The organism is Fictibacillus solisalsi (assembly GCF_900103485.1).
Lineage (GTDB): Bacteria > Bacillota > Bacilli > Bacillales > Fictibacillaceae > Fictibacillus_C > Fictibacillus_C solisalsi.
Map to the genome: position 1 here is coordinate 114245 of NZ_FNHW01000006.1, position 14466 is coordinate 128710.

Sequence of the window (14466 nt, forward strand, 5' to 3'; positions counted from 1 at the left end):
GAGATGAAATGAATGTCAGTAAGAATTCTCGTCACACCAGAAGAACTAGAAGCTATCGCACAAAAATTCAGAAGCGGATCCGACAACAGCCGCCAGCAAACACAACAGCTTTACCAGGCACTTCAATCACTTGAAGGTAAATGGGATGGAGCAACGAAAAAACGCTTCTTCGACCAATTCGAACAATCCCGCCGCCATATGGAGGCTTATGTACAGTTACTTGACAACATCGACCAAGAGCTTCGCCAAATCGCAACTCGTTTCCGTACAGTCGACGCACAATAAGGAATCTGTTGAAAGCAAACCAGAAAGACTAGTCAATTCCTTTGGCTGGTCTTTTGTTTTGGGAGTTTCCTAGACATGGGAGGATAAACATGACCAAACCACATATTGATGCATATGCCATCAACCGGTTGGCACAATCCATACGAGAAGACAGCGAGCGGATAGCCAGGATTTCTCATAACTTGAACCAATATCTGCAAGGTACTAGCAATGAATGGGACAGCAAGAGAAAGCAAAAATTTATTCAAAGCCTTGAAGAAAGCAAGGTGAAAATCAGCAATGCGGCGAGCCTGCTCGGGGAGTTGGCCAATCAGGTAAACAGCATTCCGGGAAAAGTGATTCCAGAACCGGATAAATAGAAGAGAGTGAGAGGAGGAGCGGCGATGCTTGTAAATCCCGATCGTTTACGGGAGTTTTCGAAAAAGATTGAGAATGAGAAAAATACAGCGAATCAAGCGATTTCCAACTCAGCCGGGTCCGTATCCGGGGCTATGTCCTTAATTCATTCATCGGGCGCACGGCTGACCGATTATTCATTCCTTGATACGTATCAATACGCAAAAACCCAGGTCGAGCAGGTAATATCCTCATTATCTCATCTTCAGGAAGAGCTGGAGGATGAGGCACGGGATGTGGAGAATGCGGATAAATATGCGTTCTCCATCAATTACAAGGACCTGTTCATGAATCTGGGGATTGCTTCTGGAGCTCACTACAGTAAGCTGCTGCAGATCACGACATCCAAAAAAGGGAATCATTATATTTTTAAATACAATCGTAAAGTCAGCCAGTTTCTCAAAGGGAAAATTGGACCTGGATGGCTGAGGGAGCGTATTCAGAAGTATAACCGCACGATGAAGGCCCAGCGCCTGAACGCCAAGACACTGACGGTAAAAGGCGGATTTCCGAATAAAATCAAAGCAAAAGTCATAAAAAGCCAGGCACGGTCATTGCCTGAACTGTTGAAGAAAAAGACGTTCAAAAGCACAGGCGCTGATATGGTGATCAAGAAAGGCACGTTCTTTTCCAAGTTTGCCAAAGGAAATGCGGTCGTCACGCTAGTAGGGACGACGATGAGCGAAATCTCTTCCACAAAAGCAGCGTTTGCCGAAAATGAAAAGAAGTACTCTGGTGAGAAGCTTCACGTTGAGAATGCGAGAACAGTGGGAGAAGCAACGAACCGTGTAGCGATGCGGACAGGCGGTGCCCTGGCCGGAGCCTATATAGGGGCAGCGGCAGGTTCTCTGCTCGGGCCGATCGGTACAGTCGCGGGAGGATTTATCGGGGCTGCCGTCGGTGATGCGGTTGGCGGCTGGGCTGCCAAATACACGTCAGATTTTGCCGGCAAGGTTGCCGTAAAAACGAGAGAGACGTTCAATACCATTAAGGAAGGCATCAAGGACAAAGTCTTTGGCTGGCTCTGATAAGGGAGAGGAAACATGGTCTATCAACTATCTGCTGAGGAATTGATTTTTTCATTTATCATGTCTGAAAAAATGGACGAAGCCAAACAGCTTCGTGACCAGTTGTACAGCGAGGAGCAGGAGGAGCTTTTTTCCATCCGCCTGGATGCTGCGGCTAACGGGCTCCTTTCCAAAAACCTCATCCGTCTTACCGGGCCCAATCAGGGAGAGCTAAACACAACCTATGAAGAGCTGCTGAACCAAATGTCGGAAAGCAAACGCATCATCAGAACGAGCTGGATAGAAAACGACCAGGAGACGGTTCAGGCGTTTTATTTTAATGGGGAACAAACCTTAGAGCATATTACCAAATTCGGAGGCATCGCCCACCAGCTTCAGGCTGTGTCTGACTGGCGGAGTGAGCTTCTCGATTTTGTTGCCTATCGTCCGACAGAAAATCCTTTGTTCGAACTGCCTCTTCCCGAAGCAGAATTTGACCGGATCCTCGAGTATGCCCGCAGTGAAGGTGCGGGTGAGATAAAAGGTTTGTTGTCACAGCGTTCCGGTTGTCACAGCGAGGTGAATGCTCTGGCACAGGATTTGGCAGCAAGAAAAGGGATTCTTGGCAGCATCTTTATGATTTCATTCAATGAACAGAAGCAAAACGAAGGCGTAAGAAGCTATTTGTATTTAAAAGGCCGTCATCATACCTGGCTGATGACGCATGATGATGAACAGCCGGTTATTACGATTCAATATTTTCATCAAGGCATTCTCGAATAGTGAGCAAGCTTCAAGGAGGTTGGGGGAATGGAATGGATTCATGTTACCTATCAGAGAAAATCCCTGCTGATTAAAGTGCTTGCTGGCCTTCTCCTGTGTTCAATGGCTGTGGCCGCTTTTCTATTCAGTGACTGGGGAGAGGGAAGTCCCGGCTTTCATCTTCTGTGGACTTCTTTCCTCGTGATTGCTTTTCTGTTTTTCCTCATCATGACCGTTCTTTTTTTGTTTTTTATGTGCAAGCCAAGAAAAACGATCTTCCTTTCCTATAATGAACAGGGAATTCTGGTGAAGGATTTGTTTATTCCTTTTGAAGAGGTGGAGGATATCCGTTATGGTCTGAACGCGTCAGACATCCGAACGTATCTTATCCAGGGATTTACGATTAAACGGCACGGGAAGGATTCTGTGATCGTTCCCACATATCAGACACTGCTGGATAAGGAAGCCCTTGAACAGACGCTTGAGCCTATTGAACAGAAAAGGGCGGCCAGGCAAAGCACCATGGGGTTCCAGTGATTGGTGCAGTAAATATATAAACCAGGTGATGCTATGTTTGCCCTACTATTTATACTTGTACTCATTCTTACCGCCAACCTAATTTATAGTATTCTCTTTATCTTCAGCTTCCGGGGCGTTAAACGAATGTTTGAAAGCTGTGTGGAGAACGACTTTACAATCATCGTGTCGATAGCAGCGATTCTGCTCTTTGGGCCAGCCTATTATATTGCCGCCTTCGTATACAAATGGAATGGACTGCTCGCAAGGCTTGCCATGATTGTCGTTTCATTCCTCTTTTTTCTTTTGCTCGGCTTTGCCATTGACGGCATGAGCAAGACGGCCTGAGAGATAAAATGGGGTGTGTATTATTGAGCGCGGGTTTTGTAAAATAATACAGAAAGCACTGGATTCATGGTTTACGATTATCGAAAAAAGAGAATGTATATCATTGGCAATTACATAGTCTAATGGTCTCGGGGATAGGAGTTTGGCATTATGAGTTTTCAGCCGGAAGTTGGCGAAAGCATTCGCCTGTTTGGAAGGAGATATACGTTCCCCAAGCACCCCGCCGTTGTGGGAATTGATATTCCTTACGGACAGGAGGGACGCCAGGGTACGGTTTACCAGATCAAAGAAGAGAATACGAGAACTAAAGCGGCACTAAAGGTGTTCAGGGACCGGTTTAAAAACAAGCATCAGGTCCATCTTTCCGAGCAGCTTAAAAACTATTCTTCCTTCTACGGGCTGTCTGCCTGTCTGCGCTCGGTCATTGAAGAAGATGAGCATGCAAGGCTGGTCGGCCAGTATGACGACTTGAACGATGCCTTGATCATGCCATGGATCGATGGTCCTACATGGGCTGATATTTTGATGGATGAGCAGGAACTGTCCAAAGACACCTGTCTTCGTATCGCCTGCATGATGGCTTTTCTTTTAAAAGAGCTGGAGGAGGCAGGGGTGGCTCATTGTGACCTGTCATCGAGCAATGTAATGCTGCCGTTTCTTGAGGAAAGTGCCCGGCCCATTTTTGCCGATATTGAACTCATTGATATTGAGGAGCTGTACGCGCCAGAGTTGGACGAGCCCAAAGCCCTGCCGGGAGGATCGCCGGGATATGCCGCCAATTATGTGAAGGATGGTATCTGGTCAAAGGAGGCCGACCGTTTTGCGGGAGCGGTTTTGATCGCGGAAATGGCATCATGGCACGAGGAGGAAGTGCGCCGACTGAAGGCAGATGACTTCAGTTACTTTGATACCGATGAGATGCAGAGCGAGAGTGAACGCTACAAAAAGCTCCACGGTGCTCTTCAAAAGACCTTGGGCGAAGCGTCAGCCGAACTGTTCAAACAAGCTTGGAAGAGTGAGAGTTTGCAAGAGTGTCCCTCATTTTCACAGTGGTACCAGGTTTTTCCCGAAAGTGTGAAAAGCTTTGTGATGAACAGCCATGAACGATATATGGCTTCGAAAAAACCTTCCGTACCGCTCAGCTCCATGAGCCTGGACACCCTGCTGCAGATCGCCGCAGCGTTTGAAGGACTGGGCAATAAAAAAGCGGCGCACAGTGAGTACCAGTACATCATGCAGCAGTTTCCTGAACAAAAAGCGGTCGTCGAAGAGCTGCAGATGCTTCTGAGTGATGAGGAAGAAAGCCGCCGGCCCGAGCTGGTTCCGTCGCATTATCTGGAGGCTGCCCAGCATTTTGAAAAACTCCGGGACTGGAATACCGCCCTTATTTTTTATACGCGATGCACCCAGCTGTCTTCGGTTGACTTTACAACCAAAGAAGAGCTGTCGATCATTATCGAGGAGATTCAAAATCAGATTAGGGCAGAGGCGGAGCAGCAGTCCACTGCAGAAAAGCTGAAGCTGATTGCCAAAGAACGGGAACAGGCAACAGCTGCAGCACTTGCTGAGCCTCTTGAAGCGCATAAAACGGAACGGCAGAAATTCAATGCAAAAGTATTCCTTTTCCGCCATTGGAAATGGATGGCAGGGGCCGTTGCCGCCGTCTGTCTTGGAATCGGACTATATTATCTTTACGAAGCAGCTCAGGAGAAGAAATGGAACGATTACATAAAGCAGGGAACCGAAGCGTTTTCTGAACGGAGATACAGTGAGGCCGAACAGTATATCCAAAAGGCGATCGATAAAAAGCCGGCTGAAGATCTTTACACGAAAATGGCAACGATCTATATCAGCCAGGGGCAGAACCAGCAGGCCATTCAGTACATGAATGACTTGAAATTCAAGAAGGAACTGTCTTCAAAGAATACCGAGGCCAACTATCTGATGGGCCGCGCCTACTTTTTGGAGAAGGATTACAACGCCGCCATTCCTTATTATCAGGGAGCATACAAGGATAAAAAGAACAAATACCACCAGGACGCCATCCGTGACCTGGTCGTCAGCTATGCGTCCATTAACCAGCTGAAAAAAGCGAATGCGCTGGTGGAGCAGCTGCAAGGGAAGGACAATCAGTCCAAGGCGTTTGTGGCCTATCTAAAAGGTGATCTCGCCACCAGACAGGGGAAGAGCTCGGAGGCCGCAGATTTCTTTGAACAATCGGTGGATTTGGATCCGGGAAACAAAAAGTACGCCAAGAAGCTTGTTGAAGCTTACATCACCAACAATAAGACGAACCAAACGGATGATGCCACAAAGGTAAAAACGTACGAAAATGCGATTACGCTGGCGAATGGACTGCTTCGTGATGATTATACGAATATCGATTACCTGAACATGACCGGCCAGCTCTACTATGAATACGGATTATATGCTGAAGATAGAAAGCAAAAGGCGAAAAGCCAAAATTTATATAGAGAAGCCTTGAGCTCGTATAACCAGGTGATTGACCTGGGAATTCAGGAAAAAACAACGACACTCAATATTGGCATCCTGTACGAAAAAGTCGGGGACAAGAAAAAGGCAGAAAAAACGTACAAGCAAGTCATCAAGCTGAATCCGATTTACGGCCACGCCTATTTTGTATACGGAATGTTTCAGATAAAACAAAAAAACTACAAACAAGCATTGCCGCTGCTGAAAAAGGTGATTCAAATCAACGATGACGCAACCGATGTGAGCCTCGCGAAACAGCGCATCAAAGAAATGGAATCGAAAAAGGTTTTGATCTAGGGAGGGACAACCATGGCAGATCAGGAAAATGAAAGTTTTTTAAGCCCGAAGGCGAAGAAGGTAATGCTCACATCTTCTGCCGCCTTACTTGTGGCGCTTGCCGGTACGGGAACGTATTACTGGCAAACCCAAAAGACGGAGACCGCCAGCGTGGAAACCGCAAAGTCAGAAAAGAACAAGGGCAAACCAGCCAAGGACATCACACTCAATACCGATGACAACCAGGTCAAAGACGACAGGGACAACCAGCCAAAAAGAAAAGCAACCGAAATCTCCCCGGACAATACCGGTGACGGCTTCGCCCTGACCGACGATACCGACAGCCCGGTATATCTTGTGGATGCATCCAATCCGGATGAGCCGATTACTCAATTGTTTGTGGATCAGGATAAGGTTGTGATCCCAACACCGCCACCACCGGAGATTCCTAAAGCGGATCCAACGATTCCAGGATTGAATCCTGGGAATGAGGTGGATCCAGACAACCAGGAAGATGAAACGGTTCCTCCGGGGGATAATACAACTAACCCAGATGACGGAACGACTCTTCCTGATGATGGGTCACCCCAGCCTGGTGATGGAACACCCCCTCCTGACAATGAAGATCCGACAGATCCAGGAACACCAACTGATCCAGGCACTCCGACAGATCCGGGAACGCCAACTGATCCAGGCACCCCGACAGATCCAGGGACGCCAACTGATCCGGGCAACCCGGATAATCCAGGGGGAGAAGACCCGGGCAGCCCAATTCCGGATGTGGCCCTTGTTGTTCCTGAGTCGTTATACGACCGTTTAACCAGCTATAGCGTGAACAACGACTTTTATAATGTGATGTACTATGGAAAAAAGGAAATCAAACCAGAAAGCGAAAAGTATGCTGACCTTGTTGCAATGGTGATCGATGCTGCAGCAGAAGCCAAAGCAAAAGCGTTCGAAGATCACTTCATGACATCAGACAGCTTAACCAGCTTGCAAATGATCTCATCTCTTAATGATGAAGGAAATGAAGAGCTTGCAAAAATGAAAGAAGAAATCAGGGCAGAACTTTTCTCCAAGTTTGCTGAGCAGGAAATTTCAATCTATCTGAGCAAGCCAGCTGATCCAGAAAATCCAGGTGAAGGAAACCAAGAGCCGGATCAGCCGCAGCCGATGGATGCTGAAAAAGCTCAGCAGGTTCTATACTATGTCGGTAAGTACAATGCCCAAAACCCTGGCAAGGACTTGAATCCAAACGAGTATAGTGAAGCTGACCGTGTAGTGATGGAAGCTGCTCTAAAGGAACAAACCGATAACTTGGCGGCAGCTTTAAACAAATTTCAAATGCTCGCTCAATTCTCTCCGACATATGGTGAAAGTGCCAAAAACCTTAAGGATGGACTAATGGCGAAGCAGGTTGAAAAAGCGAGAGCTGGCTTAGATCCAAGGGAACCTGGACAATATGAACCCCTCCCAGAGGGTAAAGAACTTGAAACCCTCAAACAATTGCTTGAGGAAGGAAAATATGCCCAAGTCATTGAACAGGGCAGTCCGTTAGCCGGGAACGACTTCCCGTTGCCGTTAGGACGCTATAAGAAAGTCGTTAATGATGCAAGTAAAGGTCTATTAGAGCAAACAGATCTTCTTGCCAGCAACCCTGAAACCCATATAGATAAGAAAGATGAGATCATCAACAATTACCGGATACTCACAGAGGTATCCAATGTTCCGGAAGATGAAGATCAAAAAGCAGAGTCACATTTAAATGCCTACCTCTTAATGCTTCAGGCGATGAACACGGCATCTAAAGAAGGTGCTTCTATTGATGATTTGAGCGAAGCCGTCATCGTGGCATCCGAATCCGTTGGGAGATGGGAGACAGGTGCATCGACCGGCAAGTTGAATGAGTTGGCAACACAACTGTTATCTTCCGCTAATGATTTGGATGACGTGAAAAAAGAAGAAAATGTCTATGAGCTGTTGAGCACAACACCTCATGTAAGTGATGATGTAACGAAAACAGCCTTTGACCGCAAAAAGGCCCTGGCCTATTCAAGAAAAGCTTCAGATTTATTAACTGCAGGACATTATGAGGAATCCATTTTCTATGCCAGCGAATCCAACCAGTTGTACAGCAAGGATGGGCTAAACAAAGATACACTTGGAGCTGCTGCGAATGCTTTATTTGAACAGCATCCATCAGGAAGCTTTGATGACTTGGTAAAAGTCTATCGCACGATTGCCAGCGCTACCGGCATGCCGGATGATCAAAAGAGTAAAGCTGTGGCAAGACAGGAAGCGATCGACAATTACAAAAAAGCGAAGACTTTCACGGAGAGTGACCGTGAAAAAGCGGTGTATTACTTTGATAAAGCGGCTGACAGCCAATGGATGGCTCCTTTAGTGGACGCTCAACTCCAAGAGCAGGCCACTCAATTGCTGAGTGAAGCGAACACTCTAAAGGCAACAGGCAAAGACAAGGATCTTGAAATGGCCGTTCGATACTATAAAACACTGCTCGTCACAAAGCACGTGAATCAAAGGACACGAGACAAGGCGCAAAGTGCGGTTGATGAACTGAAGAAGAAATCAACGCCAGCATCCAATTCCGATTTGAAAAAAGATATGAAACCTCAGGAGAAAACAGTAAAACGTTCAGAGTCGAAGAAAGATGTAGAGAAACCGCAAGCGGGGGATCAAAAGGAAACCTCTGAAACACCAAAAGCAGAGCCTTCTCCATCTGAAACACCTCAAACAGAACCGCCAAAAGAAGAGGTATCAGAGGAAGAAGCGCCAATTACGGATGCAGCAGAAAGCACTCCGGCTGAAGAGGAAGCTCCCTTACCGGAGACCGAACAAGCGGAGCCGCAAATCTAACACAAAAAGCAGCAGGACCACTAAGGTCCTGCTGCTTTTCTGTTTGGTATGTATCAGTCACAAAGGTCAAAATCACAGCAATCCAGGCTTTTTGATTTTTTGCCTGACTGCTTTTTTCGGTTTTTTGCTTTTTTGGAATAGAGATAATAAGTGCCCGCGCTGATCACCGACCCTGAACCGATCAGGGAAACACCGGCGATGACGTTTCCGACCGCGAGGACCTGAAAACCGGCAACCAGTAAGCTCAATAGTGCAACAAGCTGAAGAATGAACATTCCAACCATCCTTTCCTTCGAAAGTTAACTGAGTGCTTTGCTCAGCCAGTCTGCGATAAACCATATGAACAGGCACTGCCCGACTCCGCTCATGGTTCCGGTCACTACCCTTAATGGATTGGTGCTTTCCCGCCATTTCCATTTTTGTGACAGGCCATCTGCCAGCATAGGAAGCTGAAGAAGGAGTGCGATCGCAAGGCTGTGAAGCTGCGGAACAAAATAGAGGAAAGGAAGCAGCAGGTAAGAGCTGTAAAGTGCGGTGCACCGTGCACACAGGGCCATCGGTTTTCCGTTGATTTTCAAACAGCGTTCCGGCTTTCGATGGCACGGGACAATGGCAAGCAGTTCCTCCTTACTCATCTGCAGGTTTCTGCTCCAGCTGATGAATTCGTTCAAGGATTCTTCGTTTCCTATAGAGCATCATACCCGTTTCCGCCACTTCATCAATGGTGGATTTGTTAATAAACGCTCCGAAAACCATCCCAGCTACAGGTACCAATTGAAATAGCTTTTTCCATCCGAAATTGTCCCGGTAGGCAGCGATGACTTCCCGCCAGCCCTGAAGCTGGGAAATGGCATGGCGGTTTCGCTCGTCATCCTTCATGGATAATTCTTCTAAAATCGCACGTTTCCCTACATAATCCGAAGAAGCGAATTGCAGGCATTTAATGATGAAAATCCGTTCCTCTTTGCTGGTGGGGTCATATCCATAAGAGATCGCAATTTCCTGGAGGGTTTTCAGTGAAAGGCCGAGAATGATAGGAATATCAATCCCTAATGTGAACAGGCCGCCAACACCGGTTGTGGCTCCTTGGACAGTTGCCATTTTTGTACGGGCGCTTTTGAAATAAGAGGCAGTCTGGTCCATGGAGCCAAGCGGCAGGTTTGCGATGTCTGGTGCAGCGAATTCCTCTGGCAGGCTTCCTGTTTCTTTAAATTTTTTTAAGATGGATTTCTCGCTGACGAGATACTTGCCGCCAGTTTGAACATAGCTTCCAATCTCATCGACAATTTGAAGCGCCTTATCCTGTAAAAATTTGGGTGTTATTTTATCGAGAAGCTTGAAAGGGATCCTCCCAAGCTTTTCCCAAAACCATAAATCCTTTTGATCCTTTTCCCATTTCTGGACACTTTCCAGTTCCTTCTGTAAAAATTCAAGAGACTCGATCGTAAACACTCCTTCATAACCTGCCCATCATAAGGTTCTATTTTTATTTTAATATGTATTGTCATACGTGAAAAGCAGGAGGAAGATTCACATTTTAGTTTAACGGGAATTTGGCAACGGGTATTAATTGGAAATGAGACCCAGTGGAAAGCTGTCATACAAGCAGCTGCCCGGCGATAAGGTAGTAGGGAGTAAACGTTGTCTTGTCCCATACAATGAATATGATTAGCCACCAACCTGTAAATGCCTTAAAATAAAGGTAAGTACAGTAAGGAGTGAAAACAATGAGGAAAACGATCCTCACTTTCATTCTTCCGTTTCTGCTCTTAAGCTTGCCAGGCTGCAGTTTATTGGATACAGGCAGCCCCACTGAAGAAAAAGATACACCAGGCAATGCCCTTACTAAAGCGGCGGAGAAGAATAATGAGACAGCTGATTTAAAACGTCTGGAGCTCAGCGGCTACAGCCGAAGGGTCGGTGCTACGCTTACAAGTCCCAAATACAAAGATTTTAGTGTGAATTCTTCCTTTATGGTTTCGGGAAGAATCAACAATACCAAGCGTTTAAAATCAAGCTATACGCTGATCACAATCCGCAGTGAAAAAGACGGAAGCCATTTTAAGTATTTGGCACCCATCGAAAATGGACGGTTCAAGCAAAAAGTACAGCTGTTTAACGGGAAAGGCAAATATGATGTGAAGGTCAGCCTGCCGAGCGATGAAAGCAAGGATTATTATTATGATTTGGCTCAAATGAATGTGACCAATGTGAATCCGGAAGTAAAACGCGATGTGCTGTACACGCAAAATGCGTATCAGGAGAATTTGAAGCTGAACTCTTCCATTGAAGGCTACATGAAAAAAGAAGGAAATGTAGATATCAAGGGATCCATAGGTGATACGAAAGCAAAGGATCTGCTGGTGCAAATGTCCAAAGGAACCCAGGTCACCAAAATTATGGTGCCTGTTGAGAACGGACATTTTGATACCCGGGTGCCTCTTTACTTTGGTGAGGGCGTTCATACCCTGAAAGTGATGACACCTGCATCCAACGTGGCCAATTATTATAACGAGGCTGCTGAACTGAAAGTAGACAACACATCCGATACAGTCTCCCAGCCCATTGAGTTTTCAAAAGAATACAACGAGCGCGGATTCACACTGGAGTCTCCTGCTGCTGGCGGGATGAAAACCGGTCTGGATTATGAACTGAAAGGAAAAATTGATCCAAACGCTCCGTTTGCTAAAGATACAGACACGGTGTTTGTTCAGACCAAAAAGGGATCGCTTGAAGCCATGTACGCGGTACCGGTAAAAGACTATACGTTTGATGGGAAATTTTATCTCCGGTTCGGTCCCGGAAAATATGATGTGAATGTGTTTGCGCCGGAAATTTCCTCGGCTAATACAAGCGTTCAGCATTTTGTGGGCATTGCCCATTTTACGATGGAAAACATCAATCAGAACGATGTCCGTTACAGCCTCCCGTCAAGAGGCATACAATCGGACGATATGGAAATCGGAAGGCTGTCGGCTAAATTAATGGCCAACAGGCACAATGACAAAGACAAGGCAAAAGCAGTGTATGAGTACGTGGCCAAGAACATTCAGTATGATGTCAATAAGCTCGACAAACGCTCGTTTGCTTTTGATGACAGTGCACTTAAAACCCTTCATGAGAAAAAAGGGGTTTGCCAGGACTTTTCATATCTTGCGATTGCTCTGCTGAGAGCAGGCGGTTTGGAGGCACGGATGGCCATCGGTTATGCAGGCCAGGATCATGCCTGGATTGAAACAAAGGTGGACGGCCGCTGGCTCACCATGGATCCGACCTGGGGCTCCGGCTATCTTCAGAACGGCCGGTTTGTCAGGAATTACACTTTGAAATATTTTGATCCAGAGCCCGAGGAGTTTAAGAAGTCTCATACAAAATCAGGAATTGAATATTAAGAAAGCCCGGACATCAGGTCTCAGGGCTTTCTTTATTTTTTAATAACGAGTAGAGTAGGAACTGTGAACTTAAGGGAAAATAAGGCGAGAAAGGTGTGAAGAACGATGATGCGGCATGAAGATTTGACACTACATACAGACAAGTACCAGATCAATATGATGTATGCTCATTGGAAAAACGGTACACAAAATAAAAAATGCGTATGCGAAGCATTTTATCGCAAAAACCCGTTTGGCAATGGCTATGCTGTATTTGCAGGGCTTGAACGTATTGTTTATTATTTGCAGAATCTGCGCTTTACGGAAGAAGATATCAATTATTTAAAAGAACAGGAAGAACAATATGAGGAGGGATTTCTTCAGGAACTGAGGGAATTCCGGTTTACGGGAAGTTTGGCTTCCGTGGCGGAAGGAACCATTGTCTTTCCGAGAGAACCACTGATCCGGATCGAAGCGAGAATTTTTGAAGCTCATCTGATTGAAACAGCTTTGCTGAACTTTATGAATTACCAAACCTTGATTGCGACCAAAGCGGCGAGAATCAAGCAGGTGGCACCCGAGGATTACTTTATGGAATTTGGATCACGCCGTGCGCAGGAAGCGGACGCTGCCATCTGGGGAGCAAGAGCGGCCTATATTGCCGGTTTTGGAGCCACCTCCAATCTGTTGGCAGGCAAATACTTCGGCATTCCGACCAAGGGTACTCATGCCCATTCCTGGGTACAAAGCTTTGAAACGGAAGAAGAGTCTTTCCGGAAGTTTGCCGAGGCCCTTCCAGATCAAAGCACCTTGCTCGTTGACACATACGATACGTTAAAAAGCGGAATTCCAAACGCTATTAAAATCGGCCTGGAATTGAAAGAAAAAGGCAAAACACTCAAAGGCATCCGTCTCGACAGCGGGGATCTTGCGTATCTTTCCATTCAGGCGAGAAGAATGCTTGATGAAGCCGGGTTGACGGATACGGTCATCGTAGCCTCCAATGATCTGGATGAAGAAGTAATCTCTGAGCTGAAAAGCCAGGGTGCTACGATTACCTCATGGGGCGTGGGAACCCAGCTCATTACAGCTGCTGACCAGCCGGCACTTGGAGGAGTGTACAAGCTTGTTGCGCGTGAAAGCAATGGCGAGTATGTTCCAACCATAAAAGTATCTGGCAATGTGGAAAAAGTGACAAACCCAGGCTTCAAGACGGTATATCGTATCGTAAACGAAGACACGGGGAAAGCCGAAGCAGATTACATTGCCATGGTAGGCGAAACCCTTCCGGAAAAAGACATCTACCTTTTTGATCCGGTAGAAACCTATAAAAGCAAAACCATCCATAACTTCCGGGCGGAAGAATTGCTCAAGCCGGTCTTTAATGAGGGAGATCTGGTGTATGACCTGCCGCAGGTGGATGAAATCAAATCCCATTTCCGCAGTCAGATTAAGATTTTTTGGCCTCAGCACATGCGAAAGCTGAACCCGCAGACCTATCATGTGGACCTCAGCGAAAAAGCATGGACTACCAAAATGCAGCTTCTTAAAGAAGCAGCTAAATAATCATTTCAAGAGCCCGTGTCGGTTTCACCGACGGGCTCTTTTTTTATTTTTATAAAAAGGGTTGACCACTCCCGATATCGCTGGTATAGTAGTAAACGTTGCTGCTTTTGACACATACTTTCCTTCAAAAAAACATTGAAAAAAAGTTGTTGACTTAGCAAGCAGGATTTGATAAGATATTCCTTGTCGCCAACGAGAGCGACGGAAACAAACAGTTCTTTGAAAACCAAACAAAAGCCAGGTAAGTCAGGGATTTTACAATCCCATCAATTTCTTATTTGAAACAAATTTTTATGAGCTATATCAAACACTTTATTGGAGAGTTTGATCCTGGCTCAGGACGAACGCTGGCGGCGTGCCTAATACATGCAAGTCGAGCGGACAGATGAGGAGCTTGCTCCTCTGATGTTAGCGGCGGACGGGTGAGTAACACGTGGGCAACCTACCTGTAAGACGGGGATAACTCCGGGAAACCGGAGCTAATACCGGATAATAAAGAGAAACGCCTGTTTCTTTTTTGAAAGTCGGTTTCGGCTGACACTTACAGATGGGCCCGCGGCGCATTAGCT

The 14466-nt window shown here is 46.3% G+C and carries 13 protein-coding genes and 1 rRNA gene; 11 read left to right on the top strand and 3 right to left on the bottom strand.

Annotated features, from left to right (window positions below):
* Positions 1-12 precede the first annotated feature (12 nt).
* From BLT53_RS22695 to BLT53_RS22730, 8 genes are all read left to right on the top strand, one after another.
* Positions 13-285: a WXG100 family type VII secretion target gene (locus tag BLT53_RS22695; protein WP_061975586.1), complete on the top strand. Its 273-nt coding sequence runs from the start codon at positions 13-15 to the stop codon at positions 283-285.
* 89 nt (positions 286-374) lie between these two features.
* Entirely contained in the window at positions 375-644 is a 270-nt protein-coding gene (locus BLT53_RS22700; protein ID WP_090239229.1) for a hypothetical protein, read from the top strand.
* Positions 645-668: 24 nt separating this feature from the next.
* Positions 669-1709: a DUF6861 domain-containing protein gene (locus tag BLT53_RS22705; RefSeq protein ID WP_090239232.1), complete on the top strand. Its 1041-nt coding sequence runs from the start codon at positions 669-671 to the stop codon at positions 1707-1709.
* A 15-nt stretch (positions 1710-1724) separates the two neighbouring features.
* Positions 1725-2471 (top strand): hypothetical protein, encoded by a 747-nt coding sequence (locus tag BLT53_RS22710; protein WP_090239234.1) that lies wholly within the window; start codon positions 1725-1727, stop codon positions 2469-2471.
* A gap of 27 nt (positions 2472-2498) precedes the next feature.
* Positions 2499-2987 (top strand): DUF5381 family protein, encoded by a 489-nt coding sequence (locus tag BLT53_RS22715; protein ID WP_090239236.1) that lies wholly within the window; start codon positions 2499-2501, stop codon positions 2985-2987.
* A gap of 126 nt (positions 2988-3113) precedes the next feature.
* On the top strand, positions 3114-3314 hold the full coding sequence (locus BLT53_RS22720; protein WP_139168458.1) for a hypothetical protein: 201 nt from the start codon (positions 3114-3116) through the stop codon (positions 3312-3314).
* 150 nt (positions 3315-3464) lie between these two features.
* Positions 3465-6104 (top strand): tetratricopeptide repeat protein, encoded by a 2640-nt coding sequence (locus BLT53_RS22725; protein WP_090239241.1) that lies wholly within the window; start codon positions 3465-3467, stop codon positions 6102-6104.
* A 12-nt stretch (positions 6105-6116) separates the two neighbouring features.
* Entirely contained in the window at positions 6117-8960 is a 2844-nt protein-coding gene (locus tag BLT53_RS22730; RefSeq protein WP_090239244.1) for a hypothetical protein, read from the top strand.
* 53 nt (positions 8961-9013) lie between these two features.
* Here BLT53_RS22730 and BLT53_RS22735 read toward each other — a convergent pair whose 3' ends face one another.
* Genes BLT53_RS22735 through BLT53_RS22745 form a run of 3 tightly spaced genes read right to left on the bottom strand, consistent with a single transcriptional unit; the run spans position 9014 to position 10412 of the window.
* Positions 9014-9235, bottom strand: coding sequence for a hypothetical protein (locus BLT53_RS22735; protein WP_061975590.1), 222 nt, complete (start codon positions 9233-9235; stop codon positions 9014-9016).
* Positions 9236-9259: 24 nt separating this feature from the next.
* A complete protein-coding gene (locus BLT53_RS22740) occupies positions 9260-9595 on the bottom strand; it encodes a DUF2085 domain-containing protein (protein WP_090239246.1) in 336 nt (111 codons plus the stop codon).
* Positions 9588-10412: an EcsC family protein gene (locus tag BLT53_RS22745; protein ID WP_090239249.1), complete on the bottom strand. Its 825-nt coding sequence runs from the start codon at positions 10410-10412 to the stop codon at positions 9588-9590. The genes BLT53_RS22740 and BLT53_RS22745 overlap by 8 nt, the downstream gene beginning before the upstream one ends.
* Positions 10413-10687: 275 nt before the next feature.
* On the opposite strand from BLT53_RS22745, the gene BLT53_RS22750 reads away from it, so the two are divergent.
* From BLT53_RS22750 to BLT53_RS22760, 3 genes are all read left to right on the top strand, one after another.
* Positions 10688-12352, top strand: a complete 1665-nt coding sequence (locus tag BLT53_RS22750) for a transglutaminase domain-containing protein (protein WP_090239253.1) — start codon at positions 10688-10690, stop codon at positions 12350-12352.
* Between the two features lie 108 nt (positions 12353-12460).
* On the top strand, positions 12461-13897 hold the full coding sequence (locus tag BLT53_RS22755; RefSeq protein WP_090239274.1) for a nicotinate phosphoribosyltransferase: 1437 nt from the start codon (positions 12461-12463) through the stop codon (positions 13895-13897).
* Positions 13898-14209: 312 nt separating this feature from the next.
* A 16S ribosomal RNA gene (locus BLT53_RS22760) occupies positions 14210-14466 on the top strand; the annotation flags it as partial.